Genomic DNA, 26935 nt, shown 5'->3' on the forward strand with positions numbered 1-26935 from the left:
TGAAGATATAATAAATAGAGTGTGTCACCATTTGACTAAAAGTAAAACCTATCCCTGTGGTTAAGTTTACACTCTGAACAAAAACAAACACCGCCAATAAATGGCGGTGCTAATAATTACGATCGTAGGTTAAACCTTAGTTGATAGGATGGCATCTAATTCAAGTTTAATTTCAGCTTGTAGACGAGACTCTGCTTTCATGCGTTCAAGATCAAATCGCATTCGGCGTTGCTTTTCTATTTGCTGACGCGCATCACCACGAGGCATATCTTTAACCACTTGGTATAAGTCAGTTAATGCCGGATACGTTGCTGCAAAATCAACTTGTTTATCTGCTTGCAACACTTCCATTAATTTATATAACCGAATTGCGGCTTCAGACATATCACACTGTTCTTGCTTACATGCCATTGCGATAATAAAGACGCTTTCTAATATATTGTCATTTCTGGCTTTGATTGCTGCAGCCTGTTGTTCGGCAGCACGGGCTAAAAATAATTTATGCCGTTGTTGCTGCTTATAAAGTTTAGCTAATAACAATCCAGCGTACAGTGCCAATCCAGCGACAATAACGCCACCAATAACAAATAGAAGTGTTATTCCCTGCAACGGTTACTCCTTATCGAAATTATCAAAATCCATGTTTTCAAATTGCGCTAATAAATCATCATCTGAACGAGGTTTAGACTTAGCACTTGGTGTAACAGGTGCAGATGCTTCTTCAACATCATCAAATAAACCCAGCTGCTTCATTAGACGTTCAATACGGTCCAACTTCATATCAACTTGTTTTTGTAGGCCTGCACCTAGTTTTTCACCAGCATCAATGCGATCTAATAGCACCATTAATTGAGCATCATTTTCAAGCATAGCAAGCTCTTGCTCTGCAGATAAACGACGTTGTTGCTTAGTTTGTGGTTTTTTAGGTTCAACAATTAGTGGAACTAATTTTTTACTACCTAATCGTGGATCTTTTTTCTGACCACCATTGCGCTGTTTATTGTCTTCAACTGCGGAATGACGACTACCTGATTTTAAGCCTTTACGTTTCTTCGCTTTTTGGCGTTCACGGGTCTCAATATCAATTTTACTATTTGATTTTTCACGGTATACAGCAGGGCCTTCAGAACCTACGGTACGCGATCTTTTCTTACGGGTCATTACTGGGGTTTCCTCAGCAAAATCACATCATTTCCAACAAACTCAACTTCAAGACCATCACGTTGAGCTAAAAAGCAAAACGTATCACGGCTAAAAAAGCTGACATGGGTTGGGTCGTTCTTATAGTACCAATGCCCAAAGGCATCAGTGTCGGTTACTAGCTTGGTCATAATTCCCAGCCAACCGCCGGGTTTAACTAAACCTAGCAACAGCCCCCATTCCTTCGCAGGCTGATAAAAATGCTCGATTGCTTCTGTGCAGGTAACAAAATCATACTGACATTCTAATACTGCAGCTTGGGCTGCAAAATAAGGGTCATATATCGTCATAGTATACCCTATTTCTGCCAACATCACTGACAAGGTCGGCCCTGGACCACTACCAAAATCTAAGCCAAATAATGGTGGTAATGGTAATCGCCTTACCAAGGGTGTCGCTAAGCGGGCTAAAAATTGGCGATAACCAGCATCATCTGAGTTATTCCGATGTTGGTCATAGACTAATTTTTCTTGAGTCGACGTTAAATGAGTTGTCGGATCGGCATAAATTAATGCACAGTGTAAACAACGAAAATAATCACGGTTAGTGTCTGCTACCAACCACCGATTATCATGACTTCCACAAAGTGGGCATCTATCCATTGTCTTCTCCACAACGACTGAATGTTTACGAACAGCAGCAGCGGGGTAAAATCGAGCGGGCTATTCTATACCCAATTGCAGTTAAGATGTAGTTCTGCTGACAAATTGTTCAATTTATTCGACCATCTTAGCCTATTGCAACGCGAAATATTACTTCCACAACAGAATAGTTGCCACTCAAAAGGCCAAAATTTAAACAAAAAAAAGCGATAGGTCTGCACCTATCGCTATATGGGGTAAGCTATGAGCTTATAATTCTGTCTAGTCTTTCCGTAACCAGCAAGCAACGTCCCGGTTTAAAAAATATCCATTTATTATAATCGCAATCCATGCTGATATTGTTCGTCACTATCCTAGTGAATTTTTACGTCCTTATACCATTCCGTAGTGTGTCAACTTATCCTAAGTTGGCGTTCCCTATCGCAATGTTACACTCCAATAACCTTACCACCATCCTTATGCGATACATCATCCTGACGTACCTGAGCTATATCACTATAGCTACTCTCTTTCCTGAGTGTCGACCCTGACAATCCTACGCTTCCTGCGTCTACCCTAGTCTCCAGACCAGACTTCCTGTGCATCCTTCAGGCTTCAATGCCTAAGCCATCCTAGCGCTTCCAATCCTGTGTCGCACTCCTTGTCGACAGAGAGTAATTTACCTTAAGCCATCATTAAAACAATGTATCAAGATCACACTTTTAAAAGCTCAATCAGCGCCATTAAACAAGCCTATGTTTTATAAAATAAAAAAATAATCGGCTACAAATCAAATCACCATTACAGCATTAACCAATGGTCGATCTCTTACAACAACAGTGGCTAATACCCCGTTACTAAAATATGAACAAACAGTAACGCGACCTAATAAATACGAAAATAATGTTAACAAGAGCGCTAATGCAAGCCAGCAACATACGCCGACAGCGCCGCTATTTCATTGTCAGTGAGCTTTGATGCCACAGATTGCATCATACGGTTGAGATCATTATGACGAGAACCCGAACGAAACCCTTGCAACTGTAACGCGGTATATTCAGCATTCTGACCCGATATTTTAGGAAAGCCAGCAAGGCTAGTACCATTGCCACGTGGTCCATGACAACTAATACATCCAGCAATCCCCCGTTCAGGATCACCAAAACGGTATAATGGCTCAGCAATCGCTATCACATTTTCTGGCGTGGTATTGGGTGAGATAGGCAGTGAAGAAAAATAAGCGCCAAGATCGGCCATATCGGTAGCTGATAATCCAGCAGCCATGCCTGCCATAATCGCGTTACTGCGACCTTGAGACCCTTCGCTTGTGAGTGACAATTTATAATCAGCTAGCTGTTTCACTATATAATCAGCATGTTGACCTGCTAATTTAGGATATTGTGCAATAATTGCATTGCCATTATTACCATGACAGGCAACACAGGTGGCAGCCTTTAACTTACCGGCATTGATATCACCTTGTGCCCATGTAGAAGAGCTCGCAATCAGTGTGAATATTAAGACTAATTTTTTCATGATATTCCATTTATAATTATAGGGCTTCCGTACCACAAGTAATGCTCAGTAACATGGTATACAATACGACCATAAACCAAACACGGTTTAATATATCTTAGACAATTTCACAAAAAAGCGCTCATTTTACAATCTGAGGGCTTGACGGAGTTAACAGTGAATCAACCTCTCAACTATAGAAATACTAGTTTTATTACAAGTGCACCGGATATTCGTCACTTGCCACAAGATGTCGGCGTTGAGATCGCATTTGCTGGTCGCTCCAATGCCGGTAAATCAAGTGCACTAAACCGCCTCACCGATCAAAAAAGTCTGGCTCGTACGTCTAAAACCCCTGGCCGTACCCAATTAATTAATATGTTTGAAGTCATTAATGGCTGTAACTTAATTGACTTACCAGGCTACGGTTTTGCACAAGTACCCCTTGAGCTTAAATTAAAATGGCAGAAAGCATTAGGTGAATACCTACAACGCCGTGAATGCTTACAAGGTCTAGTGGTATTGATGGATATCCGTCACCCAATGAAAGATCTTGATCAGCAAATGATCAATTGGGCAATTGAAAGTAGTTTGCCTGTTTTAGTATTGCTAACTAAGGCTGACAAATTAAAGAGCGGTGCGCGTAAAGCGCAAGTGCTAAAGATCCGTGAGATGTCAAAAGAATTTGGCGGTAACGTTCAAGTTGAAGCTTTCTCTTCACTGAAAGGCATTGGCGTTGATCAAGTTCGTCGTAAACTTGATGAGTGGTATGCTCCAGAATTAGAGCGTCAACGTGTACTGGCAGCAGACGATAGTGAAGTTTTTAATTTACCACCTGCAGAATAACCCCCATAAATTGTCACACCACTAAACATACTTAAAAATTCCCCACCATCATCGGTGGGGTAATACCAAGAGAATTCAGAGGTTGTTGTTATTGTCATTGCAAAATTGATGATTTAATAAGCTAACGCAACCTCTCCGCTTATCTGACTCCGCTTTATTTAGTCGTTTTACGACAGACTCGCCATCATTTCACTTATTCCCTATTTAAATCGGTAAATATTATTGATTACAGCACATTATTTTAATTAAAAAACAAGTTTACCCTTTGTTAACAATTTAAAATATTGATGGAATTTAATTACATCATCAATTGTTTAAAAAAAAACCAAAAAAAAAGCCATTCTCAATGTCGAGAATGGCTATTTCATGTCTTTGCTCGTCTGCTAGTCATGCTGACTAACCAACAAAATCAAATATGAACAAGAAGCTATTACTATTATAGCTTGCCGATATTAAATTTAAAGTATTTACTCTAAAAAACCCATAAACAACTGCATACCAATAACAGATGGTAGAAAATAAAGACTAGATCAATCAGTTTAAATGACAAAAACCCATCAACTTTATATTTATCGTCTAAAAATCAATCAAAAAAAACCATTAGCAACAAATAAATAATAATCTGGAGCGACTACAAGGTCGAAGTGAAAAGTCAGTATAGCAGGAGAAGATTTTTACATTAGCACAATAAAAAACGCCCCGGTCCAATAAATAGACCGGGGCAGCTGAATCAGCCAAATCCAATAACGTGAAACAAAAGGTCTGAAAGATAGAACATCTTACCTCTGTACCCTACATTACTAACTGTATATCAATCGTTCGTTTTTTGGAAGTCTTTGTCGTAATTTTTTTTCATGGTTTTGTAAGTAATTTTTACATAACCGTTCTTATTTTTAACAAAAAAATAGCTAATTATTCATCAGCTATTTTTTATCCATCAAAAACTATTTAAATTAATGGGCCTGATCCCAATTGTCACCACACCCCGCCTCAGCAATTAATGGTACCGCTAACGTTGCCGCTTGCTCCATCAATTGACGAACTTTTGCCGTCACACTGTCTAACGCTGAAGCTTCGACTTCAAACACTAATTCATCGTGTACTTGCATTAATAAACTCACGGTTGCTTGCGGTTGTTGTTGCACCCATTCATCAACAGCAATCATGGCTAATTTAATAATATCTGCGGCTGTTCCTTGCATTGGCGCATTAATCGCTGCTCGTTCAGCAGCCTTACGACGTAGGCCATTACGCGCTTTAATATCAGGAAGATATAAACGACGACCAAACAGTGTTTCAACATACCCCTGCTCTGCCGCATTATTACGCGTGCTTTCCATGTATTCTAAAACGCCTGGGTAACGCTCAAAGTATACATTCATATAATCTTGCGCTTCGTTACGACCCATATCGAGTTGTTTAGCTAACCCAAACGCACTCATGCCGTAAATTAGACCAAAGTTAATTGCCTTTGCGCGTCGACGCTGTTCTGTCGTTACATCATCAATCGCTAGCCCTAAAATTTCAGCAGCAGTTGCAGCGTGAATATCTTTGCCTTCTCTAAATGCATTCAGTAGCGCTTCGTCACCAGAAAGGTGCGCCATAATACGTAATTCAATTTGAGAGTAATCGACAGCCAGAATTTTATAGCCTGGTTTAGCCACAAATGCTTGACGAATACGACGCCCTTCTTGATTACGAACCGGAATATTTTGCAGGTTTGGCTCGCTTGATGATAAACGTCCAGTTACCGTTCCAGATTGATGATAAGAAGTATGAACACGACCAGTCGCAACATTAACCATCTTTGGTAACTTATCGGTATACGTCGACTTAAGCTTAGCTAAGCCCCTATATTCTAAGAGTAACTTAGGCAATGGGTAATCTAACGCTAATTCTTGTAGCACTTCTTCATTGGTTGAAGGTGTACCTGAAGGGGTTTTTTTGATAACAGGCAAACCCATCTTTTCAAATAGAATTACTTGTAATTGTTTCGGTGAGCTTAAATTAAACTCTTCACCTGCTAGTTCATATGCCAGCTTTTCGATTTCATCTAATCGTTGGGCTAATTCTAATGACTGTGCGCCAAGCAACATACTATCAATGTACACGCCTGTACGTTCCATGCGTGATAACACTGGCACTAATGGCATTTCAATGGTTTCAAACACTTTTTTAAGCTGGTCATCAGCGGCAACTTTTGGGTATAACGCATTGTGCAAACGTAGCGTAATATCGGCATCTTCAGCAGCATATGGGCCAGCTTGCTCAAGGTCGATTTGATTAAAGGTTAATTGTTTCTTACCTTTACCCGCAATATCTTCAAAACTAATGTTTTTATGCTCAAGGTAACGCAACGCTAGGCTATCCATATCATGACGACCAACAACGCTGTTATACACATAAGATTCAAGCATGGTATCAAATTTAATACCCTGCATATCAATGCCATATCGCGCGACGATGCTAGCATCGAATTTTAAATTTTGTCCGACTTTAGCGCGATTTTTATCTTCTAATAATGGTTTTAATTGCGCTAACACCCATTCACGATCGAGTTGTGCGGGCGCATCAAGATAATCATGAGCGACTGGCACATAAGCAGCTTTACCTTCTTCAACCGCAAATGACACTCCAATTAAATTCGCAGTCATGTAATCAAGACCATCGGTCTCGGTATCAAACGCAAATACATCAGCATCTTTTAATTGGGTTAGCCAGCAGTTAAAACTAGTCTCATCCAATACGGTTTCGTAACCACTACGATCAATCGTTGGGGCTGTCACGGTTGGCTCCGATGATGTTGTTGCTGCACTTTCATCAGCCACAATACGGCCATCACTGCCATCCAACATTTCGGTTAGCCAGCGACGGAACTGTAATTTACCAAACAATTCAGTCAATGCATCAGTATCAGGTACGCCTTTACATAATTGCTCTGGTGTCAGCTCTAATTCCACATCAAGCTTAATCGTTGCCAGTTTATAAGACATATAAGCGGCTTCTTTATTATCAAGCAGCTTTTTCGCCATTGTTTTTGAGCCACGAAAACCTAATGGTGCAATATCATCAAGGTTGGCATATAACGCATCTAATCCACCAACACCAGTTAATAACGCCTTGGCCGTTTTCTCTCCAACGCCAGGTACACCTGGAATATTATCAACCTTATCTCCCATTAGGGCTAAGTAATCGATGATCAACTCAGGACCAATACCAAACTTATCCACAACACCCGCAGGATCCATCACCACATCAGTCATGGTGTTGATCAGAGTAATATTTTGATCAACTAACTGAGCCATATCTTTATCACCAGTACTGATTAATACTGGCATGCCTTGTTGTGATGCCTGTGTTGCTAGGGTACCGATCACATCATCAGCTTCAACCCCAGAGATCGCGATCAACGGTAACCCCATCGCTTTGATCACTGCATGTAATGGCTCAATCTGACCGCGAAGATCATCCGGCATCGGCGGACGATTGGCTTTATACTCAGGGTAAATATCATCACGGAATGTTTTACCTTTAGCATCAAAGATAACCGCAATACGATCAGTCGAAAACTGACGCAGCATACTGCGAAGCATGTTAACCACACCGTAAATTGCACCCGTCGGTTCACCATCAGAATTAGTGAAATTAGGCGCCGCATGATAAGCGCGATAAAGATAAGAGGATCCATCAATAAGGATCAATGGATTTTCAGGAATCGTAGCCATAGGGTTATTCTTATATCCAAGCGAAAGTAGTTCAGGTTAGGTCTATTATCGACCAAATTTACCCCTACACCACAGAAAAAATGCAATATTGACTAGAATGCCATGCCAAACCGCAACTGTTAACTGCTGTTTTGCGTTATTCATCCATTTTCTGTGGATAACTTTGTTAGTATTTAATTTACACCAGTTGATCGTTTTTTATGTGAAAATAAAAATTACTCACGATTGTATTTATTTTCATATACTTAATAGATTAACCTGATTTAGATCCTCGATCCGATATTGATCATTGATTGTGGACAACATCAGTTTGATAATCTTAACCAAGCCCATAATTACAACAATATAAGCATATTTGATTAGTTAGGATGCCATTATGAAGAAAATTGCGGTAATTTTAAGCGGTTCAGGCGTATTTGATGGAACCGAGATCCATGAAGCTGTATTAGCTTTATTAGCAATAGAACAACAAGGGGCAAGCTGGCACTGTTTTGCACCTAACATCGATCAACATCACGTCATTAATCATATCAATGGCGAAGTCAGTCATGAGATTCGTAATGTTTTAGTTGAATCGGCGCGTATTGCACGTGGCAATATATCTGACATCACCCAGTTGAATATTAATGACTATGATGCACTGCTCGTTCCTGGCGGATTTGGTGTCGCTAAAAATTTATCTGACTTTGCGCTTCACGGCAGTGCATGTCAGCTCAACGAAGACGTAAAACAAGCCTGCCAAGCTTTTGCTCAAGCCAATAAACCTGCGGCCTATTTATGTATTGCGCCAACCTTGATCCCCCAGATCTATGGCCCAGGTGCAAAAGCAACGATTGGTAATGATCCTGACACGGCAGCTGCATTTAACGCCATGGGTGGCGAGCATGTGTTATGCCCTGTCGATGATTTTGTTCTTGACCAAAAACGGCGTCTATTAACAACACCAGCTTATATGCTAGCAACCAATATCAGTGACGCTGCAACAGGGATCAATAAACTGGTACGAGAGTTAATAAAATTAGCCTAAACGCAATAAAGGAAGATTAAACATTTAAAAAAGAAAAAGCGGCGCACTGTGTGATGCGCCGCTCAGCAGAAGTAGTAATTGGTTTTTAGCCCTACACTAAGCACCATTACCAAGCTGAAGTACACTGGAAGCAATGTGAGCAATGTCGTGCCATCAACCACTAGAAAAAGCGTTTTATCTAGCGCTGAAAGCATGTTAATAATAACCATTCTCAACTAAGTTGCAACATTTAATTGAGAATAATTTTCATTTGTAATGCTGGTTATCATTTAATCGTTTTGGTAAAGCACAATCGATAATCACTTAGCTGGCCTTTCTTTTCCATATTCTCAATCACATAACCATTTCTAAACAATAATCGCACCATGGCAGGAAAACAGTTACGCGACTTGACGTTGATGGTGGTATATGAAGATTGTGCTATCACCCATGCTTGTTGTGCTTCTAATAATTTTTGCGCAACGCCTAGTCCACGCCCGCAAACTAATACGCCACCAAGCCAGCTATAAAACACCTGCTCAGATAATGCATAACCTATTTTAACGCCAACTACTCGTTGCTGATATTCAGCCACCAAAATCAATGCAGGTTGATGCCCTAATCGCAATCGAATCATCTCGGCATCAATACCTGCATCAAGCTCACTAATACCAGCGAATACCGTCACAGCTTCCGCTATCGTTCCTATACGCACCACTATTTCAGACATTATTCAATTTCCTTTGATTAGATAAAAAAATCGGCCGCAGCCGATTTATTATTGATGCTAAAAACAATCACGACTCATTTAATAACGCCAGCAACGTCCGCAACAGTTGGCTGTTTTAATGTCGTTAGCTTATTGATTAAATAATTAAGTAGTACCCCATATAAAGGCACAAACAGACCAAGACTAATAATTAATTTAAAACTGTAATCCACCAGCGCGATCTCAGTCCAGTTTTGAGCCATAAAAGCATCCGGACTGTGGTAAAACGCAATACTGAAAAAAGCGAGGGTATCCAGTGCATTACCGATAATGGTTGACGCTGTGGGTGCAATCCACCATTGCTTCATTTGACGGAGGCGGTTAAATACCGATACATCCAATATTTGCCCTAACAAGTAAGCCATAAAACTGGCAATCGCAATTCGCGCCACAAACAGATTAAATTCAGTAAGATGACCAACCCCTTGATATTGGCCCTTAAAGAACAGTACTGATAGCACGTAGGACACAATTAATGCCGGAGCCATTACTCGCCAAATTATTTTACGCGCCATTGCTGCACCGAAAATACGCACAGTTAAATCAGTCGCAAGAAAAATAAACGGAAAGGTAAATGCTCCCCACGTGGTGTGATAACCAAAAATAGTAAACGGTAATTGAACCAGATAATTACTTGAGGCAATCACTAATAAATGAAAAGCCACCAAATACGATAACGCTTTGTGTTGTTGCGCTGAAGTAAAAGCAGTTGTGGTTGTATTAGGTATTGTTGCGTTGGATAAAGCAGTCATGTAAGACCTTTTTGTCATTGGGGGGAGGGAACCCAAACATTTTCATTGCAGGTGATAATCACCACCAGCAACACCAGGGCGGCGATTATACAGCACAGCATTAATTTGCCTAGTGGCGTGACAATAACTGTTGTATAAAAATTAACTCATCACTTTCACTGCGTACTAACAGCTCCAACCACATTGATGCGGTGTAATGCTCAGCTTTAAGTAACAACTGACAACCATCAACATCAATTAGCCATTGTTGCAAGTCTGCACTTGGCTCTTTATCAATAACTTTAGCATCTAAGCGAGCCAATAATACGGTTGCAATCATAGCAAAATCATCAAATTCAAACGCTGTGGGAGTCACCACTAGCGTCCCTAATTCAAGGTTTATTGTGGTGCAGCTAAAATCATAATCCATTATTCGCTTCCATTAATTCTGCTCATCAATGGCTATTAAGTGATCGCCAATCAATTGTAAAAATACCACTCCAAATTTATCTAACTTGCGCTGACCGACACCATTTATTGCTAAAAAGTCGCCTTTTGAACTCGGTAATCGCTCAGCCATTTCCATTAAGCTAGCATCATTAAAAACCACATAAGGTGGCAGATCTTCTTCATCTGCAATCGCTTTACGTAATTTACGTAATTTGGCAAATAACTTTTTATCGTATTGGCGATTAGCCATTCGATCAACTTTACTGCTCCGTACTGCGCTATCTAACCGCGGCACCGCCAAAGATAATGCCATTTCAGCTCTCAATAACGGTCGTGCTTGCTGGGTCAACTGCAACACTGAATTACGGCTAATATTTTGAGTTAAAAACCCACGATGGATCAATTGGCGTAAAATGCTGACCCAATATTCATGACTATATTCACGTCCAATACCGTAAGTGGTTAATTTATCATGGCCATATTCACGAATACGTTGATTTTGCATTCCTCGCAACACATCAACCACATAGGTAATACCAAAATTCTGATTAACGCGATACACACATGACAACGCTTTTTGAGCCGCTTCTACCGCATCAAACTGTTGTGGAGGATCGAGGCATACGTCGCAATTACCACACCCTTGGTGCAGCTCTTCACCAAAGTAATGCAATAACACTTGGCGACGACAACTTTGTGCTTGAGCAAATGCCCCCATGGCATGCAACTTATGTAATTCAACATCTCGCTGAGCCTCATCGGATTTCTCATCAACACAACGCCGTAACCAAGCTAAATCGGCTGGATCATAAAGCAATAACGCTTCTGCAGGTAAACCATCACGCCCAGCACGCCCAGTTTCTTGGTAATACGATTCAATGTTGCGTGGAATATCAAAATGAACCACGAACCGTACATTGGGTTTATTAATTCCCATTCCAAACGCCACTGTGGCAACAACCACATGAATATCATCACGTTGAAAACCATCTTGCACCGCTACTCGTTGTTGATGTTCCATGCCGGCATGATAGGCTGCAGCACGAATACCGCTGTGACACAATTTTTCACTGATCTGTTCTACTTTCTTACGGCTATTACAATAAATAATCCCGCACTGGCCACGAACAGTCGCTAAATACTGCTGTAATTGCTGTTGCGGTTGATGTTTTTCCCATAAGGTGTAACGAATATTGGGTCGATCAAAGCTACCTAAATAACAGTGCGGGTCATTTAACCCTAACCGACTGACGATATCATGCCGAGTGGCATCATCTGCGGTAGCTGTTAAAGCCATCACAGGCAACGGTGAAAATTGCTGTTTAAGTACCCCTAGAGCAGCATATTCAGGTCGAAAATCATGCCCCCACTGAGAAACACAGTGCGCTTCATCAACAGCGACCATTGCCAAATCAAGTTGCTGTAAGCGTTCAAGAAAATCACGCATTAATACCCGTTCAGGTGAGGCATAAACCAGCTGTAACTCCCCCTTTTGCATCGCATCAAACGTTGCTTGAATTTCTTCTCGCGACATCGCAGAGTGAATGCATCCGGCACTGACACCATTGGCATTAAGCTGATCAACTTGATCTTTCATCAATGAAATAAGCGGTGAAATAACCAAGGTTAATCCCGACAGCATTAACGCCGGAATTTGATAACACAATGACTTTCCGCCGCCGGTCGGCATAATAACCAAACAATCATTACCGGTCGTGATTGCCTCAATCACCGCTTGCTGACCTTGCCTAAATTGTTGATAGCCAAATATATCCTGCAAAATTTCTTGGCTGGATAGTAATAATGGCGACGCGGGCTGAGGGGCAACGGCTGACATAGTAAGACTCTTCGCTAAACAGGGCTGCCATTCTATACCTAAATCACAGTCAGATGCGAGTAAGGCTAAAATGGCTAACCATGAGTTAATGCTATTAGTTCTTTATCCAGTAAAGAATACCTGCATCTCACTGACTCAGCTCATCAAGCCATATCAAGCTTAAAATAATTACTATCAATAGCGATTTCAGCATCAATCATCATCTATGGTGCTATTTATTAAAAATTAGCACTCACATTTGATTGATAAAATTGTAATTTATTTAAAATAGACAAATAACCAATTAATTAATAAGAAAATATAAAAAAAAACCACCTTAACAACAATGGTTACTTATTCATCACACCATCATTTAAAATGGTTTTTTAACCACTAAAAATAAGACTTATCAAGGATATTTACCCACTATCAACCATGAAAAGCATCAACTTGATTAAATATCACATCTTTAATTAATCTTTCGACCAATAATATTTAAAAATAATGAGATATACGCTGCTTTTTCTGCCATCATTAATCACATTAACAAGCTATATAGCGTTCCCCACTGTTGCGTTGCTGATTACAAGGATCTGTTATGCTAAAAATCTCGCCATTACTATTACGTTTACTCACTGTTTGTAGCTGTGCAGCACCTATTTTCACAGCAGTTGCACAACAGATTAGCGATAGCATCACGCCGGAAACAAGTGTCGCCAACCAACAGTCACAATCTGTGAACGGTCAACAATGGATGATCGCGACAGCCAATCATTATGCCAGTGAGGCAGGTGCTGCAATACTCCGTCAAGGAGGCAATGCTATTGATGCAATGGTCGCCACCCAACTAGTATTAGGTTTGGTTGAACCACAATCATCAGGTATTGGCGGCGGTGGCTTTTTAGTTTATTGGAATAATGATAACCACCAAATGACCACCTTTGACGGCCGTGAAACTGCGCCTTTTGCAGTCACACCACGCCTATTTCAAGATAAAAAGGGCCAACCGCTGGCATTTTATGATGCCGTCATTGGCGGACGCTCTGTCGGCACCCCTGGCACAATTAAATTATTGTGGAATAGCCACCAGCAATATGGTCAGTTGGAATGGAAAAAGTTATTTCAACCAGCAATAAAATTAGCTCAGCAAGGGTTTATTGTTAGCCCTCGCTTGGCCGCATTAGTGGCTAAAGATGCCACCAATTTGCAACGCTGGCCTGTAACCAAAGCCTATTTTTTTGATGCCCAAGATCAACCGATTCAAGCCGGACAACGGTTAATCAATCACGCTTATGCCAATACGTTACGAAAAATTGCTGATTATGGCCAAAAAGCCTTTTATCAAGGGGATATTGCGCGCGAGATTGTTAATACAGTGCAAAATGCAGTGGGTAACCCAGGGGTACTGAGTAGCATTGATTTAGCCAGTTATAAAGTTAAACAGCGGGCACCAGTATGTGCACCTTATCGCCAATATCAAATTTGTGGTATGGGCCCTCCAAGTTCTGGTGCGTTAACTCTTGGCCAAATAATGGCGATGCTTAACCATTATCCGTTAGCGAAAATGGGCGCCAATGATGTCAACAGTTGGCGTTTAATTGGTGATGCATCACGATTAGCATTTGCCGATCGTGGGCGTTATATGGCTGACAGTGACTATGTACCGATGCCAACTAAGGGCTTGCTCGATCCCAACTACATTCAACAACGAGCACAATTATTGGCTTCCAATAAAAAATTAACCACGGTCGAACCGGGATTACCACCTTGGGAACATGCGAGTCAGCAACAAGCCACTAATGAAGCGATCGAGTTACCCTCAACCACCCATTTTTCAATTGTTGATACTCAAGGCAATGTGGTCTCGATGACCTCTACCATTGAAAACAGTTTTGGTTCGCGATTAATGGTCGGCGGATTTCTACTTAATAATGAATTAACCGATTTTTCATTTCGAAGCCACATTGATGGCCGACCAATCGCTAATCGTATTGAGCCCGGTAAGCGCCCTCGTTCATCAATGGCACCGACAATTGTCATGCATAATAATCAACCAGTATTAGCTATTGGCTCTCCAGGTGGTAGTCAAATCATTGGTTATATTGCTAAAACTTTAGTGGCTTACATTGATTGGGGTATGGACTTACAACAAGCGATTAATTTTCCCAATATCAATAACCGCTTTGGTAGCTTTGAATTAGAACAGCACACCACGGCCACCGCATGGGCACCTAAATTTGAACAATTAGGTTATAAAACTGTTGTCAAAGATCTTAACTCAGGCATTCAAGCGATCAGTATTGCCCCCAAGCAGTTGATCGGGGCCGCCGATCCTCGCCGTGAAGGCAAGGTCATCGCCCAATAAGCACAAAAAAGCCCGTGAGTGATTAACCATACAATTAATCACCCACGGGCTTATTTTTTTAACTGCCGTTATAGCGCAGTTAACTTAGCGTATTGGGTTACTAGCCACTTAATACCTTCACCATTAAAGGCCACTTGGACTCGACTTTGAGCACCGCTACCTTCAAAGTTAATGATCGTCCCTTCACCAAATTTAGGGTGCTGTACTCGCTGCCCCAAACTAAATCCGGTTTCATTAAAGTTATTATTGACTTGAGTTTGACTAAAACGACCACTGCTCACCGGTCGTGAAACCTGTGCTTTCATTCGCACTTCCTCAACATATTGTTCCGGAATTTCACGAATAAAACGCGATGGCTTATGAAAATTATCTTTGCCGTATAAACGGCGCATTTCGGCATAAGTGATATACAGCTTCTTCATTGCGCGTGTCATACCGACATAACACAAGCGACGCTCTTCTTCTAACCGATCTGCTTCTTCAATGGTGCGTGAGCTTGGGAACATCCCTTCTTCAACACCGACCATAAATACGATTGGAAACTCTAGACCTTTAGCACTGTGCATGGTCATCAACTGCACCGCATCTTCAAAGGCATCAGCCTGACCATCACCCGCTTCTAACGCTGCGTGAGCTAAGAAAGCAGATAACGGGCTCATTTCCGCTGCTTCTTCAGGAATTTCAAACTGACGCGTTGCGGTGACTAATTCTTCTAAGTTCTCGATCCGTGCTTGGGCTTTTTCACCTTTTTCTTGCTCATACATAGCACGTAAACCGGAATGACGAATCACATCATCGGTTTGTTGATACATCGGCAATTCAGCAGTGTCATCTTCAAGCGCATTAATCAATTCTATAAAGCGCTGTAGTGCGTTAGCAGCCCGTCCAGCCAGCACTTTTTCATCAAGCAATGCTAAGCTCGATTGCCACATGGTTAAACCACGATCACGAGCGGTAAGACGAATGGTTTCAAGAGTACGATCCCCTAGACCACGGGTCGGCGTATTCACTACCCGCTCAAAAGAAGCATCGTCGTTACGGTTGCTGATCAAACGCAAATAAGACAGTGCATCTTTAATTTCTTGGCGCTCAAAGAAACGCATGCCGCCATAAATACGATATGGCATTCCTGCTTGAATTAACGCCTCTTCTAATACTCGCGATTGAGCATTACTGCGGTATAAGAAGGCAGTATCACTTAGGCTTCCCCCTTGCTCACGCCATTCTTTAATTTTACCGACGGCAAATCGTGCTTCATCAAGTTCATTAAAGGCTGAATATAACGAGATTGGCTCGCCATCACCGTCTTCAGTCCATAACTTCTTACCCATACGTTCAGTATTGTTGGCAATAAGCTCATTGGCAGCATTTAGAATATTACCTGTTGAGCGGTAATTTTGTTCCAAAAATATTGACGAAGCATTACTGAAATCATTAAGAAAACGTTGAATATTTTCAACTTGTGCGCCACGCCAACCGTAAATAGATTGGTCATCATCACCGACAATCATCACATGACAATTAGCGCCTGCCATTAATCGTAGCCATGCAAATTGAATATTGTTGGTGTCTTGAAACTCATCCACCAAAATATGTTTAAAGCGCGCTTGGTAATGCTCACGAATATGCTTGTTATCACGCAATAATTCAAACGAACGCAGTAATAATTCAGCAAAGTCGACCATGCCAGCACGATCACACGCTTCTTGATAAGCGGTGTAAATTCGCAACCAGGTTTGTTCAACCGGATCATTATAGGTTTCAACGTGCTGTGGGCGTAAACCTTCATCTTTCTTGGCATTGATATACCAAGCGCCTTGACGTGCAGGCCAATGCTTTTCATCTAAATTCTGCGCTTTAATCAGCCGGCGTAACAATCGCATCTGATCATCAGAATCTAAAATATTAAAATCTTCAGGTAAGCGCGCATCCAAATAATGGGCACGTAACATGCGATGACAGAGACCATGGAAAGTACCATTCCACATGCCTGAACTGGCGCCATGCATTAATTCATTAATCCGCCCCCGCATTTCAGCAGCGGCTTTATTGGTAAATGTCACCGACATTATTGAATATGGCGAAGCTTGTTCAACCGCTAACAACCAAGCAATACGATGCACTAGCACACGGGTTTTGCCGCTGCCTGCTCCCGCCAATACTAGGTGATTACCCAACGGCGCAGCCACCGCCTCGCGTTGTTTGTCATTGAGGCCATCTAATAGAAGTGAAACGTCCATCGCTATCTACTGGTTATTTATACAATGGTGATGATTATACCAGCCCCAATAAAGATTGCTTCGATATCTTTAGGATGATTTTCGCAGAGTTCAGAAACATAAAATAAACATCGCCATTAAAATAATTAACAATTTGGTGAAATTAATTATGCTCTAGCCCTGTCTTTATATTCCGAGAGCGTATTAACGCCATAAAAATAGTTACATCTGCAAACCAACATTCAATCATCACCAAGGAATTATCATGAAAAAGACTAATATCGCCTTAGCATCAGCAATGACAGGATTAATTGCACTCGCCGGTACTCTTGCTTCGACATCCGCTGTCGCTGCAGATATGGGAAAAGAAAAATGCTATGGCGTCAGTAAAGCGGGTAAAAATGATTGCGCCACCAAAACCAGTTCTTGTGCAGGTTCAGCAAAAGAAGATGCGCAAAAAGATGCCTTTGTCGTCGTCCCTAAAGGATTGTGCGATCGCCTTCATGGCGGTTCAACTAAGGAGGCGTAATTTGGTGGGCTTTTCATCCCAAAAGCCGATTGGGGTGGGCTTACGCTCACCTCACATCGAAGACATGATTACTCAACGACCCGCCCTTGGTTGGTTAGAAATTCACAGTGAAAACTATTTCAATCCTGATTCATTAGCACGCCAACAATTACGTCAGCTCTTGCCCGACTATCCGCTTAGTTGTCATGGTATTGGGCTGTCATTGGGTTCAGCCGATCCCCTTAATATGGCTCATTTACTACAACTTAAGCAATTAATCAGCGAAGTTGACCCCTTTTTAGTGTCCGATCACCTTAGTTGGAGTTCTGTTGACGGCCAATTCTTTAACGACCTCTTACCGTTACCATATACCGAAGAGGCTCTGGATAATTTTTGCGATAAAGTCGATCAAGTTCAGCACACATTAAATCGACAAATGCTGATTGAAAATCCATCGAGCTATTTACAGTTTCAACATTCAACCATTCCAGAATGGGAATTTTTAATGGCCGTCCAGCAACGTACGGGCTGCGGACTGTTATTAGATTTAAATAACATTTATGTCAGTAGCTTTAATCATGGCTTTGATTGCCAAACCTATTTAGCCGCGATCGACCCTACCGTAGTGCAAGAAATACACCTTGCTGGCTTTATACGTAAACATCTGCCTCAAGGTGAAATCTGGATTGATACTCACAGCCAGCCCGTGAGTGATGCCGTATGGCAGTTGTATCAACAATGGATTCGCTGTCATGGCAGCCATATTGCCACTTTAATTGAGTGGGATACTGATATTCCAACCCTCGCGATATTACTTGCCGAAGCGAATAAAGCTCAAGCCATTGTCGATAAGGAGCGCGCCCATGCCAGCATCATTAACAGCGCCTAATCTACACCAGTTACAACACCAATTTGCAGCGGCGTTACATTATCAACCTCACACCGCAACAACGATGGTGATCAGTGATCATTTTAACGCTCAGCAACGGCTGCAACTATACTGCAATAATTTTATCGTTGGCTTAACCGAGGTATTAGAGAGCGTCTATCCAACCGTGAAAGCCATGATTGGTGAGGCATGTTTTACGCAATTAGCGCGACAACACATTCTTAATCATCCACTACCACAAGGAGATGTCACTCTATATGGAGACCACTTTAGCGACACCATTGCAGCTCAACCAACATTGGTTTCAAGCTTGCCATATTTGGTCGATCTTGCGCGACTAGAATGGTTGCGTGATGTGGTATCACGATCCCCCTCTCATAGTGGCGCACTACCATTAGAGAAATTACACCAACTGGAACATCCACAACATTCGCTTGATCTGCAGCGATATTATTTTCATATACCGATATCAACCCATATTTTTAGTAGTCAATTTGCAGTAGGCACACTGTGGAAGATCGTTAATCACACTGATGGCAGTCATCAACAGCAACAATTAGCGACGTTGGATATTCATCAACCGCAGGCTGTATTGGTACAACATTTCCAATGGCAGCTGTGGCAACAAACCGTTACTACAGAGTTAATGGCGTTAGTGAACGATTGCCAGCAACAACGTCCCATCGCCGCGCTCACCGAATCACAATTAACCCTGCTGCCACAGCTATTACACCACCATTTAATTGACGATATTGGTGAGGTGAACAACGATGATTAATTTTATACGTACTATTGACCCTTTTTTCCAACAACTCACTCAACCATTACAACCGTTATTATTACTGTTTAGTCGCGTTTGGGTAGCGATTGCCTTTTTAAAATCAGGGCTGATCAAATACGGCAGTTGGGATAGCACCCTGTATTTATTTGAATACGAATATCAGGTGCCCGTTTTACCTTGGCTATGGGCTGCTTATAGTGGCACTGCGATTGAATTGATCGTACCGATTTTTTTAGTGCTCGGATTATTTTCACGACCAATGGCAGCGTTATTATTTGGGTTTAATATTATTGCAGTAGTGTCATACCCCGCGTTATGGCCGCAAGGGTTTTATGATCACCAATTATGGGGAATGATGTTACTGGTTACGCTCTTTTGGGGCGCGGGGAAATTATCACTCGATCATTGGCTCTATCAAGGCCAAGCTCGTCATTATCCTCTCAAATAATGGTGTTATTCCCCGTTAACTTAGCGTGCAGGAATACCAATTAACGGCAGTAACTCTGCTAAATGACTAATTTCGACATCAGGCAAACAATTAACATTAGCAGTAGTTAATGTACGGCGCTGATCATTATACCAACATGCTTGCAAGCCATGTTTCTTGGCGCCAAAAACGTCAGTTTGCAAGTGATCACCGACATGTAAAATCTGTTGTGGCGGTAACCCTAAATGATTTATAGCGTGCTCAAACAGATCTGCAGCTGGTTTTGCTAACCCATCACGCCCTGCTTGATAGATAGCGCTGAAATATTTTGCCAAGCCGATTTGCTGCGGATCAACATTACCATTGGTGATCGCCACTAACGGTAGCTGCGCACTCAATAACGCCAACACACGATGGGTTTCAGCAGGTACATCGACCTTATTACGCTCAACCAACACCAACTCCAACCCTTGCCGAGCGGCTAATTCAGCAGCTTGTAAACGCCAGCCTAATTGCATTAAACCAATTTTTAACGTTTCATAACGCCATTGGCTAACATCATGCGTCAAACTAGGATCAATCACAGCCAGTTGCTGCTTAAGATGCTGCCAATCATCACGGTTGAGCATGGTTGATGACGGTAATAGCTGAGCTAACCAATCAAACATCGCTTGTTCAGCTCGAACAATCACCGGATGGTTATCATAAAGGGTGTCATCAAGATCAAATGTCAGTGCATTAATCGAGCCTAAGTGACGATAAAATTGCATGGTTGTTCCTGTCATTAGTAATCCAACCAATATTAACGGCGCTTGGCTCGCGGATGAGCGGCATCATACACTTTGGCTAGATGTTGAAAATCAAGATGAGTATAAATTTGAGTAGTGGTTAAATTGGCATGACCCAATAATTCTTGTACCGCACGTAGATCACCACTGGATTCCAACATATGAGTGGCAAAACTATGGCGTAATTTATGTGGATTAATATGGCTTGATACTGCCTGCTTTTGCCCCCATTCCGCCATTCTTTTTTGAACATTACGGTTTGAAATACGCTGACCAAGCTTAGATACAAACAAGCCATTTTCATCAGCATGAGCAATATTAGTCCGTACTTTAAGCCAATTAGCAACCCACTCTCGCGCTAAACCAGCAAAGGGGACGACTCGTTCTTTATCTCCTTTACCAATCACTCGTAGATCACCTTTGCTTAAGCTAATATCACGTACATTTAAGTTAACCAATTCCGATAAACGTAACCCCGCACCGTACATTAATTCCATCATCGCCCGATCACGGATCGCCAACGGATCATCGTCATTCACTTCTAGCAGTTGATTCATTTCATCAACGTCTAAATTTTTCGGTAATGGGCGTGCTTTACGAGGGGCGGCGACCCCTTTAGCTGGATTGGCTGGTAATACTTGCTGATGCACCAAATAATCAAAAAAACTTCGCAGTGCAGATAGTCGCATCGCTAAACTGCTGGCTTTTAGACCATTACGCATCCCCGTACTGGCAATTTGGCGCACCCAAGCCGCATCAACTTGCTGCCAATTTTCAACCCCAAGCTCAAGCAATTGCTCTGCAATGCAGGTTAATTGACGCTTATAATTTTGCTGAGTGTGCAAACTAAGCTCACGCTCACTACGCAAATATTCATAAAAACGTTCAAGGGGTTGTTCAAAACTTCGAGGAAGCGTACTCACATAAACCTCAATATTGGTGTCATTAATATTTATGACAACAGTTAGCTTTCACTATTGAATAAATTGACCATCAAAGACATGCGCCACAGGGCCTGTCATAAATAACGGTTTACCTTCTCCTGCCCAACGAATATATAAATCGCCACCAGGTAAACTCACTTTGACATTCTCATCCAATAATCCTTGGCTACGACCAACGGCAACCGCAGCACAAGCACCACTGCCACAAGCTTGAGTTTCACCAGCACCGCGTTCATATACTCGCAATTTCACCGTACCACGGTCAATAACTTGCATAAAACCTGCATTAACGCGCTCAGGAAAACGCTCATGAGATTCCAGTAACGGTCCTAATTTTTCAACGGCTGCAGTATCAACATCATCAACAATCGTAACGCAATGTGGATTCCCCATACTCACAGCACCACAAAATAGTGTTTGCTCACCTGCTCGCAGTAAGTACGTTTTCTCAGCCTGTTTAGCGCGCATCGGAATTTTATTGGGTTCAAAGTTCGGCGCCCCCATGTTCACTGTTACTTGACCATCGCTTTCAAGCTTTAATACCATTTTGCCCGCTTTAGTACTTACGGATATATGGTATTTATTAGTTAATCCTTTCATTGACACAAATCGAGCAAAACAACGGGCACCATTGCCACATTGCTCAACTTCACTGCCATCTGCATTAAAAATGCGGTAGTGAAAATCCGTTTCAGGATCATAGGGTGGTTCAACAACTAATAGCTGATCAAAACCAATTCCGCGATGACGATCAGCTAAACGACGAATCGCATCTGGCGAAAAAAACACATTTTGTGTAACACAATCAACAACAACAAAGTCATTGCCCAGCCCATGCATTTTGGAAAAATTAATCTGCATGATGTTCCTTAATTATTAAAGCTTCAGTTGCGACGACAATCATTTAACAACATATTCATGTTGCCAAAGTTGCTCTAGCGTTTCACGGGCGCGAACCAAATGCACTTGTGGACCATCAACCATGACCTCTGCGACGCGAGGACGAGAATTATAGTTAGAGGCCATTACGAAGCCATAAGCACCCGCCGATCTAACAGCTAACACATCGCCAGGAGCCAAACATAAATGACGATCTTTACCAATAAAGTCACCGGTTTCACAAATCGGCCCAACCAGATCATAACACTGAGTTTCACCATGACGGGGAATTAGCGGCACAATATCTTGCCACGCAGAATATAGGGTTGGTCGAATGAGATCATTCATCGCCGCATCGACAATGGCAAAATTTTTATGCTCAGTATGCTTTAAAAACTCAACTTTGGTCAGCAATACTCCGGCATTGGCAGCAATAGCACGGCCGGGCTCAAAAATTAATTCCAATTGCGGGTAAGCAGCTAAGCGCGCTAATAATGCAGTCGCATAATCAGCCGGTAATGGCGGTTGCTCATCGTTATAGGTTACCCCTAAGCCACCACCGAGATCTAAGTGCTTGATCTCTATTCCAACCGATGTTAACTCATCAACTAATGCCAACAATCGTTCAGTTGCGTCAATAAAAGGTTGTACTTCGGTCAGCTGAGAGCCGATATGACAATCCATTCCAACCACATTAAGGTGAGGTAATTGATGGGCTAATTGGTAGACTTCTAACGCTCGCTCACGAGCAATACCAAATTTATTGTCTCGCAGTCCCGTTGAAATATATGGATGGGTATTGGCATCAACATCGGGGTTAATACGCAATGAAATAGGAGCAATTTTACCTAATTGGCCCGCAACATGATTTAAGCGTTCTAATTCAGGCTCCGATTCAACATTAAAACATTTAATCCCAAGCTCTAATGCGCGCTGCATTTCAAGCGCTGTTTTACCAACACCAGAAAAAACCACCTTGGCAGGATCACCACCAGCAGCCAATACTCGCTCGAGTTCACCCAAAGACACAATATCAAACCCGGATCCTAACCGTGCCAACACATTGAGCACTCCAAGGTTAGAGTTTGCTTTAACTGCATAACAAATCAAATGCGGCTGAGTGGCAACAGCTTGATCGAACGCATGCCAATGACGCTCAAGCGTGGCGCGTGAGTAAACATAAAGTGGCGTACCATATTGTGCAGCTAATTCAGCTAGCGCCACCTCTTCAGCCCATAGTTGTCCGTCTTGCTGATAATTAAAATAATCCAATGCTTATTTCCTTCCCTGTCTTGTTGACTATTAAGCTGCTATTTAATCATCATCGCAGCGGTCTTATTATTGTGGTTGATGTTGTTGTGGTGCATCTTTTGGCATGTAAAGTGGGCCACTTTGGCCACAGCCAGTTAAAATTAACGATCCGAAGACCAAAATTGCTAATAAACCTTTATGCATAATTCAAAGCCAGTGATTATCATTTCAATGACCTCTATAATCGCACCAAGAACAAGAAATGCAATAGGACGCAATAGGATGAATGATACTGAATTCCACCAACTGGCCGATCTAGCACTAATGCAGATCGAAGAAGGCATCGATGAATCCGGTGTTGATATTGAACCAGAAACCACAGGTAACGTACTGACTTTAGAGTTTGCTAACCGCAGCCAAATCGTTATTAACCGTCAAGAACCACTGCACGAGTTATGGTTAGCTTCAAAATCAGGTGGTTACCATTTTAAATACACAGGTAGCGAATGGCGTTGCACCCGTAGTGACAAAGAATTTTTTGCACTACTTAAGCAAGAATGCAGCCTCCATGCCGGTGAAAATGTCACTTGGTAATCTCAATGAGATTGATCGCAGCAATAAAAAAAGCCTTCAAAAAATGAAGGCTTTTTTCAAGGTTAATTAACACTCACCGCGTTAATTAAGATTAATACCATTATTTGTTGCTTCAGTATTGTCATTACGACGGCTTACTTGGCCACTTTTAAACGGCAATACTTGCAATTCACCTTTATCATTATGCGCAATATCGTAAAACTGCGGCAAATTGAAATTGATGAAATTAGCACTATAGCTAAAACGATCTTGTGATGAGGTATAAAAACGGTTCACACCATGGACCATTTCATCTTTATTGCCATTGCACTGGCGATACACTTCCATTTGATTGGTTTCATCTAAAATATAGATATTGAAACCTTGATCACAATCTTCAAAAAAGAACTGAATCAACCCCTCACTGGCATAAGCATCAACAATTTCAGGTGGATGCGGCTCATCGGTTTTCCCCATCACCACTTTAGGTATATCACTGACTTTATTTGATGAAATACAGCTATAAAAATCAACTGAGTTTTCAAGTCGCTGCACTGAAACACCGCGACGTTCAAAAAATAAGCCATAGGTTTCATCAGCGATATGGACCGCTTTAAAGCGACGGCGCTTTTCCTCTTCAACCGGTTTTAGGCGCATTTCAATGCACTCAGCTACCAATTGATAAACCACATTACGAATTAAACCGCGCATATGTTTGCTGTAACAAAACACATCAATCGCTTCAGGTGGAATCGCATCGTGGTGCATTTTGCCCAACATGGTTTTCAACGCATCAAGCATCGCATAATTACCACTGAAATTCAGAGTACGCACTTCATTCCAGGAGTTACGATAGACTAAGTCGACACTGCCGACTAAGCACTTTTGCTCAGGGCCATAGCTGAAGATATCGGTGGTTTTAAAATCAAATCGTACCGAACGATTTTTTAGCTCTGTGGTTGGATCGTTTTCTAAATTAACAAACAACCCTAATTGGCGAATTTCACACGGGCTCGACAACGCTTGTAAACCAGGATGTGGACGACGAATTGGAAAGGTATTACGAATATCACTCACCAATTGATACAGTTTATCTAAATCCATATCAGCGTTACGCGCCACTGTGTGTAAGTGGGTCGACTCGGTCAACAAGCCATTAAAGTAGCTCCATGCCACTAACTTTGACAGATAGCGGTTATGCTCTAACGATGGTTGGCCTAAAATATATTTCGCTTCAATCGGTTGTTTATATAAATACCAACCTGCGGTATTGGTTCGCCCTTCAGGTACTTGAATAAACGTCAGATCAGGTTCGTGTAAATCCGGTGATATTTGCGGATTTAATAACGTAACCTTACCGGGTAATACCTCAAAAGCAGCATATAATTTACGCGCCAGAATACTAATATCTTCTGGACTAATCGCCGAGGTAATATCATTACGACGCGCAAAGCGAATCAGATTTCGATAACTAAGCATCAATGCATCAAGCAACTCGTTATGAGCTTGCTTTACTTGAGCAACCTTCCAATTACGGCGATTATCAAGTTCAGCCACAACATCAGTCGACCATTGCCATTGCTCGGTTAAATGCTGCAGCGCACGTCGTCGCCACACCACAGAGCCAGACGTTGGCTTACGGGTTAATTTCTCATGGGTTTTAAGATAGAAGCAGCGACGGACTAAATCGAGACGACGATGATCATCAATACGCTCTAAATAACGGGTCACTTTCTCAAGCATTAAATAATAAGCATCCATGCAGTATTCACTGCGATCTTCAGCAAAGAAGCGACGCTTACCATCAAGACTTAATAATTGAGTATGTGGGTATTCCCATGAATAGGCTTCAAGCAGAATCGCTTTTAATACCGATTTATAGGGCGAATCGATACTTTTGTATAACTGCCATAAACTGGAACCAAAATATTCTTCAGCAGGAATACGCATCAAGCCACCAAAATCAATCCATTGGTCGCGTTGAATATAACCTTGAGCGACAAGACCATCGATATATTGGTCATAGCACTCTTCCATCTCTGGTGGCACCATAAACCATAATAATGGTAATCCAGCTAAACAGACGGCTGAACGATAAAACTCATCAAGCAACAATAAATGCTGACTTGAACCACAGTTTTCACCGGTCATGGCCTCTGAAAAGTTGTCTCGAAAACGGTTTTCATCGATCAAAAAGAAGTTGGCTTCAACGCCTTGTTCCATCGCCCATTGGGAAACTAAGTGGCATTTACGATCTAATGCTTCACGCGTGTGGCTATTTAATGACGTAGGAATGCAGACCCAAATATCGAGATCACTGGTAAGACTTTGCCCCATAGAAGAAGTACTACCCATGGCATAAAGACCAGTAATGGGGCAGTCGGCGTCATCGACCACAAGTGGCTCAACCGGCATTGCTGCACTTCGCGCGCAATCATTAACAAATTGCTGCTGCACGTCAGTAACGATAAAATGCGCAATTCCCTGAGGTACTTGTTGATCAAGATACCCCGGCAAGGCTGGGTGGTTATAATGTAATAAGACAGGTAACAGATCAAAAACCTGTACCGACGGCTCATTCATTGCTAAGCGCGCACGTTCAATACGAAGCTCAGTCAGTGAGTCCAGTCTACCTTTTAGCGTCTTGATATAATTTTGCAAATTACTCTTCC

General features: G+C 41.9%; 25 protein-coding genes. 8 read left to right on the forward strand and 17 right to left on the reverse strand.

The features are described 5' to 3' along the window. Positions 1-129: 129 nt before the first annotated feature. The 4 genes from PMAL9190_RS18760 to PMAL9190_RS18775 form a co-directional block, all read right to left on the reverse strand. Positions 130-609 carry a DUF2489 domain-containing protein gene (locus tag PMAL9190_RS18760; RefSeq protein WP_060998608.1) on the reverse strand — a complete coding sequence of 160 codons (480 nt, stop codon included), beginning with the start codon at positions 607-609 and terminating at the stop codon, positions 130-132. A gap of 3 nt (positions 610-612) precedes the next feature. Beyond that, the gene (gene yihI, locus PMAL9190_RS18765) at positions 613-1161 is read right to left on the reverse strand and encodes a Der GTPase-activating protein YihI (RefSeq protein WP_087846752.1); all 549 of its coding nucleotides are present in this window, start codon (positions 1159-1161) and stop codon (positions 613-615) included. Beyond that, positions 1161-1802 (reverse strand): class I SAM-dependent methyltransferase, encoded by a 642-nt coding sequence (locus PMAL9190_RS18770; RefSeq protein WP_087846754.1) that lies wholly within the window; start codon positions 1800-1802, stop codon positions 1161-1163. Before PMAL9190_RS18770 ends, yihI begins: the two co-directional genes overlap by 1 nt. A gap of 897 nt (positions 1803-2699) precedes the next feature. Beyond that, positions 2700-3317 (reverse strand): c-type cytochrome, encoded by a 618-nt coding sequence (locus PMAL9190_RS18775; RefSeq protein WP_087846756.1) that lies wholly within the window; start codon positions 3315-3317, stop codon positions 2700-2702. A 156-nt stretch (positions 3318-3473) separates the two neighbouring features. On the opposite strand from PMAL9190_RS18775, the gene yihA reads away from it, so the two are divergent. Then, complete coding sequence (yihA, locus tag PMAL9190_RS18780; protein WP_087846757.1) at positions 3474-4142, forward strand: ribosome biogenesis GTP-binding protein YihA/YsxC; 669 nt, start codon at positions 3474-3476, stop codon at positions 4140-4142. Positions 4143-4872: 730 nt separating this feature from the next. On the opposite strand, the gene spfP is transcribed toward yihA, so the two are convergent. Together spfP and polA are read right to left on the reverse strand one after the other, a co-directional pair. Next, complete coding sequence (gene spfP, locus PMAL9190_RS20545; RefSeq protein WP_438616993.1) at positions 4873-4920, reverse strand: small protein SpfP; 48 nt, start codon at positions 4918-4920, stop codon at positions 4873-4875. Positions 4921-5095: 175 nt separating this feature from the next. Next, positions 5096-7867, reverse strand: a complete 2772-nt coding sequence (gene polA, locus PMAL9190_RS18785) for a DNA polymerase I (protein WP_087846759.1) — start codon at positions 7865-7867, stop codon at positions 5096-5098. 376 nt (positions 7868-8243) lie between these two features. Between polA and elbB the strand changes: the two genes are divergently transcribed. Next, the gene (elbB, locus tag PMAL9190_RS18790; RefSeq protein WP_087846761.1) at positions 8244-8894 is read left to right on the forward strand and encodes an isoprenoid biosynthesis glyoxalase ElbB; all 651 of its coding nucleotides are present in this window, start codon (positions 8244-8246) and stop codon (positions 8892-8894) included. A gap of 265 nt (positions 8895-9159) precedes the next feature. Here the strand turns inward: elbB and PMAL9190_RS18795 are convergent, their stop codons facing one another. From PMAL9190_RS18795 to recQ, 4 genes are all read right to left on the reverse strand, one after another. Next, positions 9160-9603 (reverse strand): GNAT family N-acetyltransferase, encoded by a 444-nt coding sequence (locus PMAL9190_RS18795; protein ID WP_235004391.1) that lies wholly within the window; start codon positions 9601-9603, stop codon positions 9160-9162. A gap of 74 nt (positions 9604-9677) precedes the next feature. Then, positions 9678-10394, reverse strand: a complete 717-nt coding sequence (locus PMAL9190_RS18800) for a 7-cyano-7-deazaguanine/7-aminomethyl-7-deazaguanine transporter (RefSeq protein WP_087846762.1) — start codon at positions 10392-10394, stop codon at positions 9678-9680. 109 nt (positions 10395-10503) lie between these two features. Beyond that, positions 10504-10803, reverse strand: a complete 300-nt coding sequence (locus tag PMAL9190_RS18805) for a DUF3630 family protein (RefSeq protein WP_087846764.1) — start codon at positions 10801-10803, stop codon at positions 10504-10506. A gap of 12 nt (positions 10804-10815) precedes the next feature. Beyond that, positions 10816-12660 carry an ATP-dependent DNA helicase RecQ gene (recQ, locus tag PMAL9190_RS18810; RefSeq protein WP_087846766.1) on the reverse strand — a complete coding sequence of 615 codons (1845 nt, stop codon included), beginning with the start codon at positions 12658-12660 and terminating at the stop codon, positions 10816-10818. Positions 12661-13237: 577 nt separating this feature from the next. Here recQ and ggt point away from each other — a divergent pair. After that, a complete protein-coding gene (ggt, locus tag PMAL9190_RS18815; protein WP_087846768.1) occupies positions 13238-15004 on the forward strand; it encodes a gamma-glutamyltransferase in 1767 nt (588 codons plus the stop codon). Between the two features lie 68 nt (positions 15005-15072). On the opposite strand, the gene uvrD is transcribed toward ggt, so the two are convergent. Then, on the reverse strand, positions 15073-17244 hold the full coding sequence (gene uvrD / locus PMAL9190_RS18820; protein WP_087846769.1) for a DNA helicase II: 2172 nt from the start codon (positions 17242-17244) through the stop codon (positions 15073-15075). Between the two features lie 244 nt (positions 17245-17488). Here uvrD and PMAL9190_RS18825 point away from each other — a divergent pair, with 244 nt between their 5' ends. The 4 genes from PMAL9190_RS18825 to PMAL9190_RS18840 are packed head-to-tail and all read left to right on the forward strand — an operon-like array spanning position 17489 to position 19849. After that, positions 17489-17752 (forward strand): BufA1 family periplasmic bufferin-type metallophore, encoded by a 264-nt coding sequence (locus PMAL9190_RS18825; protein ID WP_065167795.1) that lies wholly within the window; start codon positions 17489-17491, stop codon positions 17750-17752. A 4-nt stretch (positions 17753-17756) separates the two neighbouring features. Next, a complete protein-coding gene (gene bufB, locus PMAL9190_RS18830) occupies positions 17757-18620 on the forward strand; it encodes an MNIO family bufferin maturase (RefSeq protein WP_370738788.1) in 864 nt (287 codons plus the stop codon). Continuing rightward, on the forward strand, positions 18595-19398 hold the full coding sequence (locus tag PMAL9190_RS18835; protein WP_087846773.1) for an HvfC/BufC N-terminal domain-containing protein: 804 nt from the start codon (positions 18595-18597) through the stop codon (positions 19396-19398). Before bufB ends, PMAL9190_RS18835 begins: the two co-directional genes overlap by 26 nt. Continuing rightward, positions 19391-19849, forward strand: a complete 459-nt coding sequence (locus PMAL9190_RS18840) for a DoxX family protein (RefSeq protein WP_087846775.1) — start codon at positions 19391-19393, stop codon at positions 19847-19849. The genes PMAL9190_RS18835 and PMAL9190_RS18840 overlap by 8 nt, the downstream gene beginning before the upstream one ends. A 20-nt stretch (positions 19850-19869) precedes the next feature. On the opposite strand, the gene yigB is transcribed toward PMAL9190_RS18840, so the two are convergent. The 5 genes from yigB to lptM all read right to left on the reverse strand — a co-directional run bounded on the left by yigB (position 19870) and on the right by lptM (position 23894). Continuing rightward, a complete protein-coding gene (yigB, locus tag PMAL9190_RS18845) occupies positions 19870-20598 on the reverse strand; it encodes a 5-amino-6-(5-phospho-D-ribitylamino)uracil phosphatase YigB (RefSeq protein ID WP_087846800.1) in 729 nt (242 codons plus the stop codon). 32 nt (positions 20599-20630) lie between these two features. Then, positions 20631-21539, reverse strand: a complete 909-nt coding sequence (gene xerC / locus PMAL9190_RS18850) for a tyrosine recombinase XerC (RefSeq protein WP_200813446.1) — start codon at positions 21537-21539, stop codon at positions 20631-20633. 51 nt (positions 21540-21590) lie between these two features. Further along, positions 21591-22421, reverse strand: a complete 831-nt coding sequence (gene dapF / locus PMAL9190_RS18855; protein WP_087846779.1) for a diaminopimelate epimerase — start codon at positions 22419-22421, stop codon at positions 21591-21593. A gap of 39 nt (positions 22422-22460) precedes the next feature. Continuing rightward, positions 22461-23711, reverse strand: a complete 1251-nt coding sequence (gene lysA / locus PMAL9190_RS18860; RefSeq protein ID WP_087846781.1) for a diaminopimelate decarboxylase — start codon at positions 23709-23711, stop codon at positions 22461-22463. Positions 23712-23777: 66 nt separating this feature from the next. Further along, positions 23778-23894 carry an LPS translocon maturation chaperone LptM gene (gene lptM, locus PMAL9190_RS18865; RefSeq protein ID WP_082732172.1) on the reverse strand — a complete coding sequence of 39 codons (117 nt, stop codon included), beginning with the start codon at positions 23892-23894 and terminating at the stop codon, positions 23778-23780. A 78-nt stretch (positions 23895-23972) separates the two neighbouring features. Between lptM and cyaY the strand changes: the two genes are divergently transcribed. Further along, complete coding sequence (gene cyaY, locus PMAL9190_RS18870; protein ID WP_087846783.1) at positions 23973-24284, forward strand: iron donor protein CyaY; 312 nt, start codon at positions 23973-23975, stop codon at positions 24282-24284. An 81-nt stretch (positions 24285-24365) separates the two neighbouring features. Here the strand turns inward: cyaY and PMAL9190_RS18875 are convergent, their stop codons facing one another. Beyond that, positions 24366-26924, reverse strand: a complete 2559-nt coding sequence (locus tag PMAL9190_RS18875) for a class I adenylate cyclase (RefSeq protein ID WP_087846785.1) — start codon at positions 26922-26924, stop codon at positions 24366-24368. Positions 26925-26935 lie beyond the last annotated feature (11 nt).

Source organism: Photobacterium malacitanum (assembly GCF_900185615.1).
Lineage (GTDB): Bacteria > Pseudomonadota > Gammaproteobacteria > Enterobacterales > Vibrionaceae > Photobacterium > Photobacterium malacitanum.

Excerpts from the sequence above, each read along its gene's own strand:
- yihI (WP_087846752.1), bottom strand. The coding sequence starts at position 1,161 with ATGACCCGTAAGAAAAGATCGCGTACCGTAGGTTCTGAAGGCCCTGCT.
- PMAL9190_RS18770 (WP_087846754.1), bottom strand. The coding sequence starts at position 1,802 with ATGGATAGATGCCCACTTTGTGGAAGTCATGATAATCGGTGGTTGGTA.
- PMAL9190_RS18775 (WP_087846756.1), bottom strand. The coding sequence starts at position 3,317 with ATGAAAAAATTAGTCTTAATATTCACACTGATTGCGAGCTCTTCTACA.
- polA (WP_087846759.1), bottom strand. The coding sequence starts at position 7,867 with ATGGCTACGATTCCTGAAAATCCATTGATCCTTATTGATGGATCCTCT.
- elbB (WP_087846761.1), top strand. The coding sequence starts at position 8,244 with ATGAAGAAAATTGCGGTAATTTTAAGCGGTTCAGGCGTATTTGATGGA.
- PMAL9190_RS18795 (WP_235004391.1), bottom strand. The coding sequence starts at position 9,603 with ATGTCTGAAATAGTGGTGCGTATAGGAACGATAGCGGAAGCTGTGACG.
- PMAL9190_RS18800 (WP_087846762.1), bottom strand. The coding sequence starts at position 10,394 with ATGACTGCTTTATCCAACGCAACAATACCTAATACAACCACAACTGCT.
- PMAL9190_RS18805 (WP_087846764.1), bottom strand. The coding sequence starts at position 10,803 with ATGGATTATGATTTTAGCTGCACCACAATAAACCTTGAATTAGGGACG.
- recQ (WP_087846766.1), bottom strand. The coding sequence starts at position 12,660 with ATGTCAGCCGTTGCCCCTCAGCCCGCGTCGCCATTATTACTATCCAGC.
- ggt (WP_087846768.1), top strand. The coding sequence starts at position 13,238 with ATGCTAAAAATCTCGCCATTACTATTACGTTTACTCACTGTTTGTAGC.
- uvrD (WP_087846769.1), bottom strand. The coding sequence starts at position 17,244 with ATGGACGTTTCACTTCTATTAGATGGCCTCAATGACAAACAACGCGAG.
- PMAL9190_RS18825 (WP_065167795.1), top strand. The coding sequence starts at position 17,489 with ATGAAAAAGACTAATATCGCCTTAGCATCAGCAATGACAGGATTAATT.
- PMAL9190_RS18835 (WP_087846773.1), top strand. The coding sequence starts at position 18,595 with ATGCCAGCATCATTAACAGCGCCTAATCTACACCAGTTACAACACCAA.
- PMAL9190_RS18840 (WP_087846775.1), top strand. The coding sequence starts at position 19,391 with ATGATTAATTTTATACGTACTATTGACCCTTTTTTCCAACAACTCACT.
- yigB (WP_087846800.1), bottom strand. The coding sequence starts at position 20,598 with ATGCAATTTTATCGTCACTTAGGCTCGATTAATGCACTGACATTTGAT.
- dapF (WP_087846779.1), bottom strand. The coding sequence starts at position 22,421 with ATGCAGATTAATTTTTCCAAAATGCATGGGCTGGGCAATGACTTTGTT.
- lptM (WP_082732172.1), bottom strand. The coding sequence starts at position 23,894 with ATGCATAAAGGTTTATTAGCAATTTTGGTCTTCGGATCGTTAATTTTA.
- cyaY (WP_087846783.1), top strand. The coding sequence starts at position 23,973 with ATGAATGATACTGAATTCCACCAACTGGCCGATCTAGCACTAATGCAG.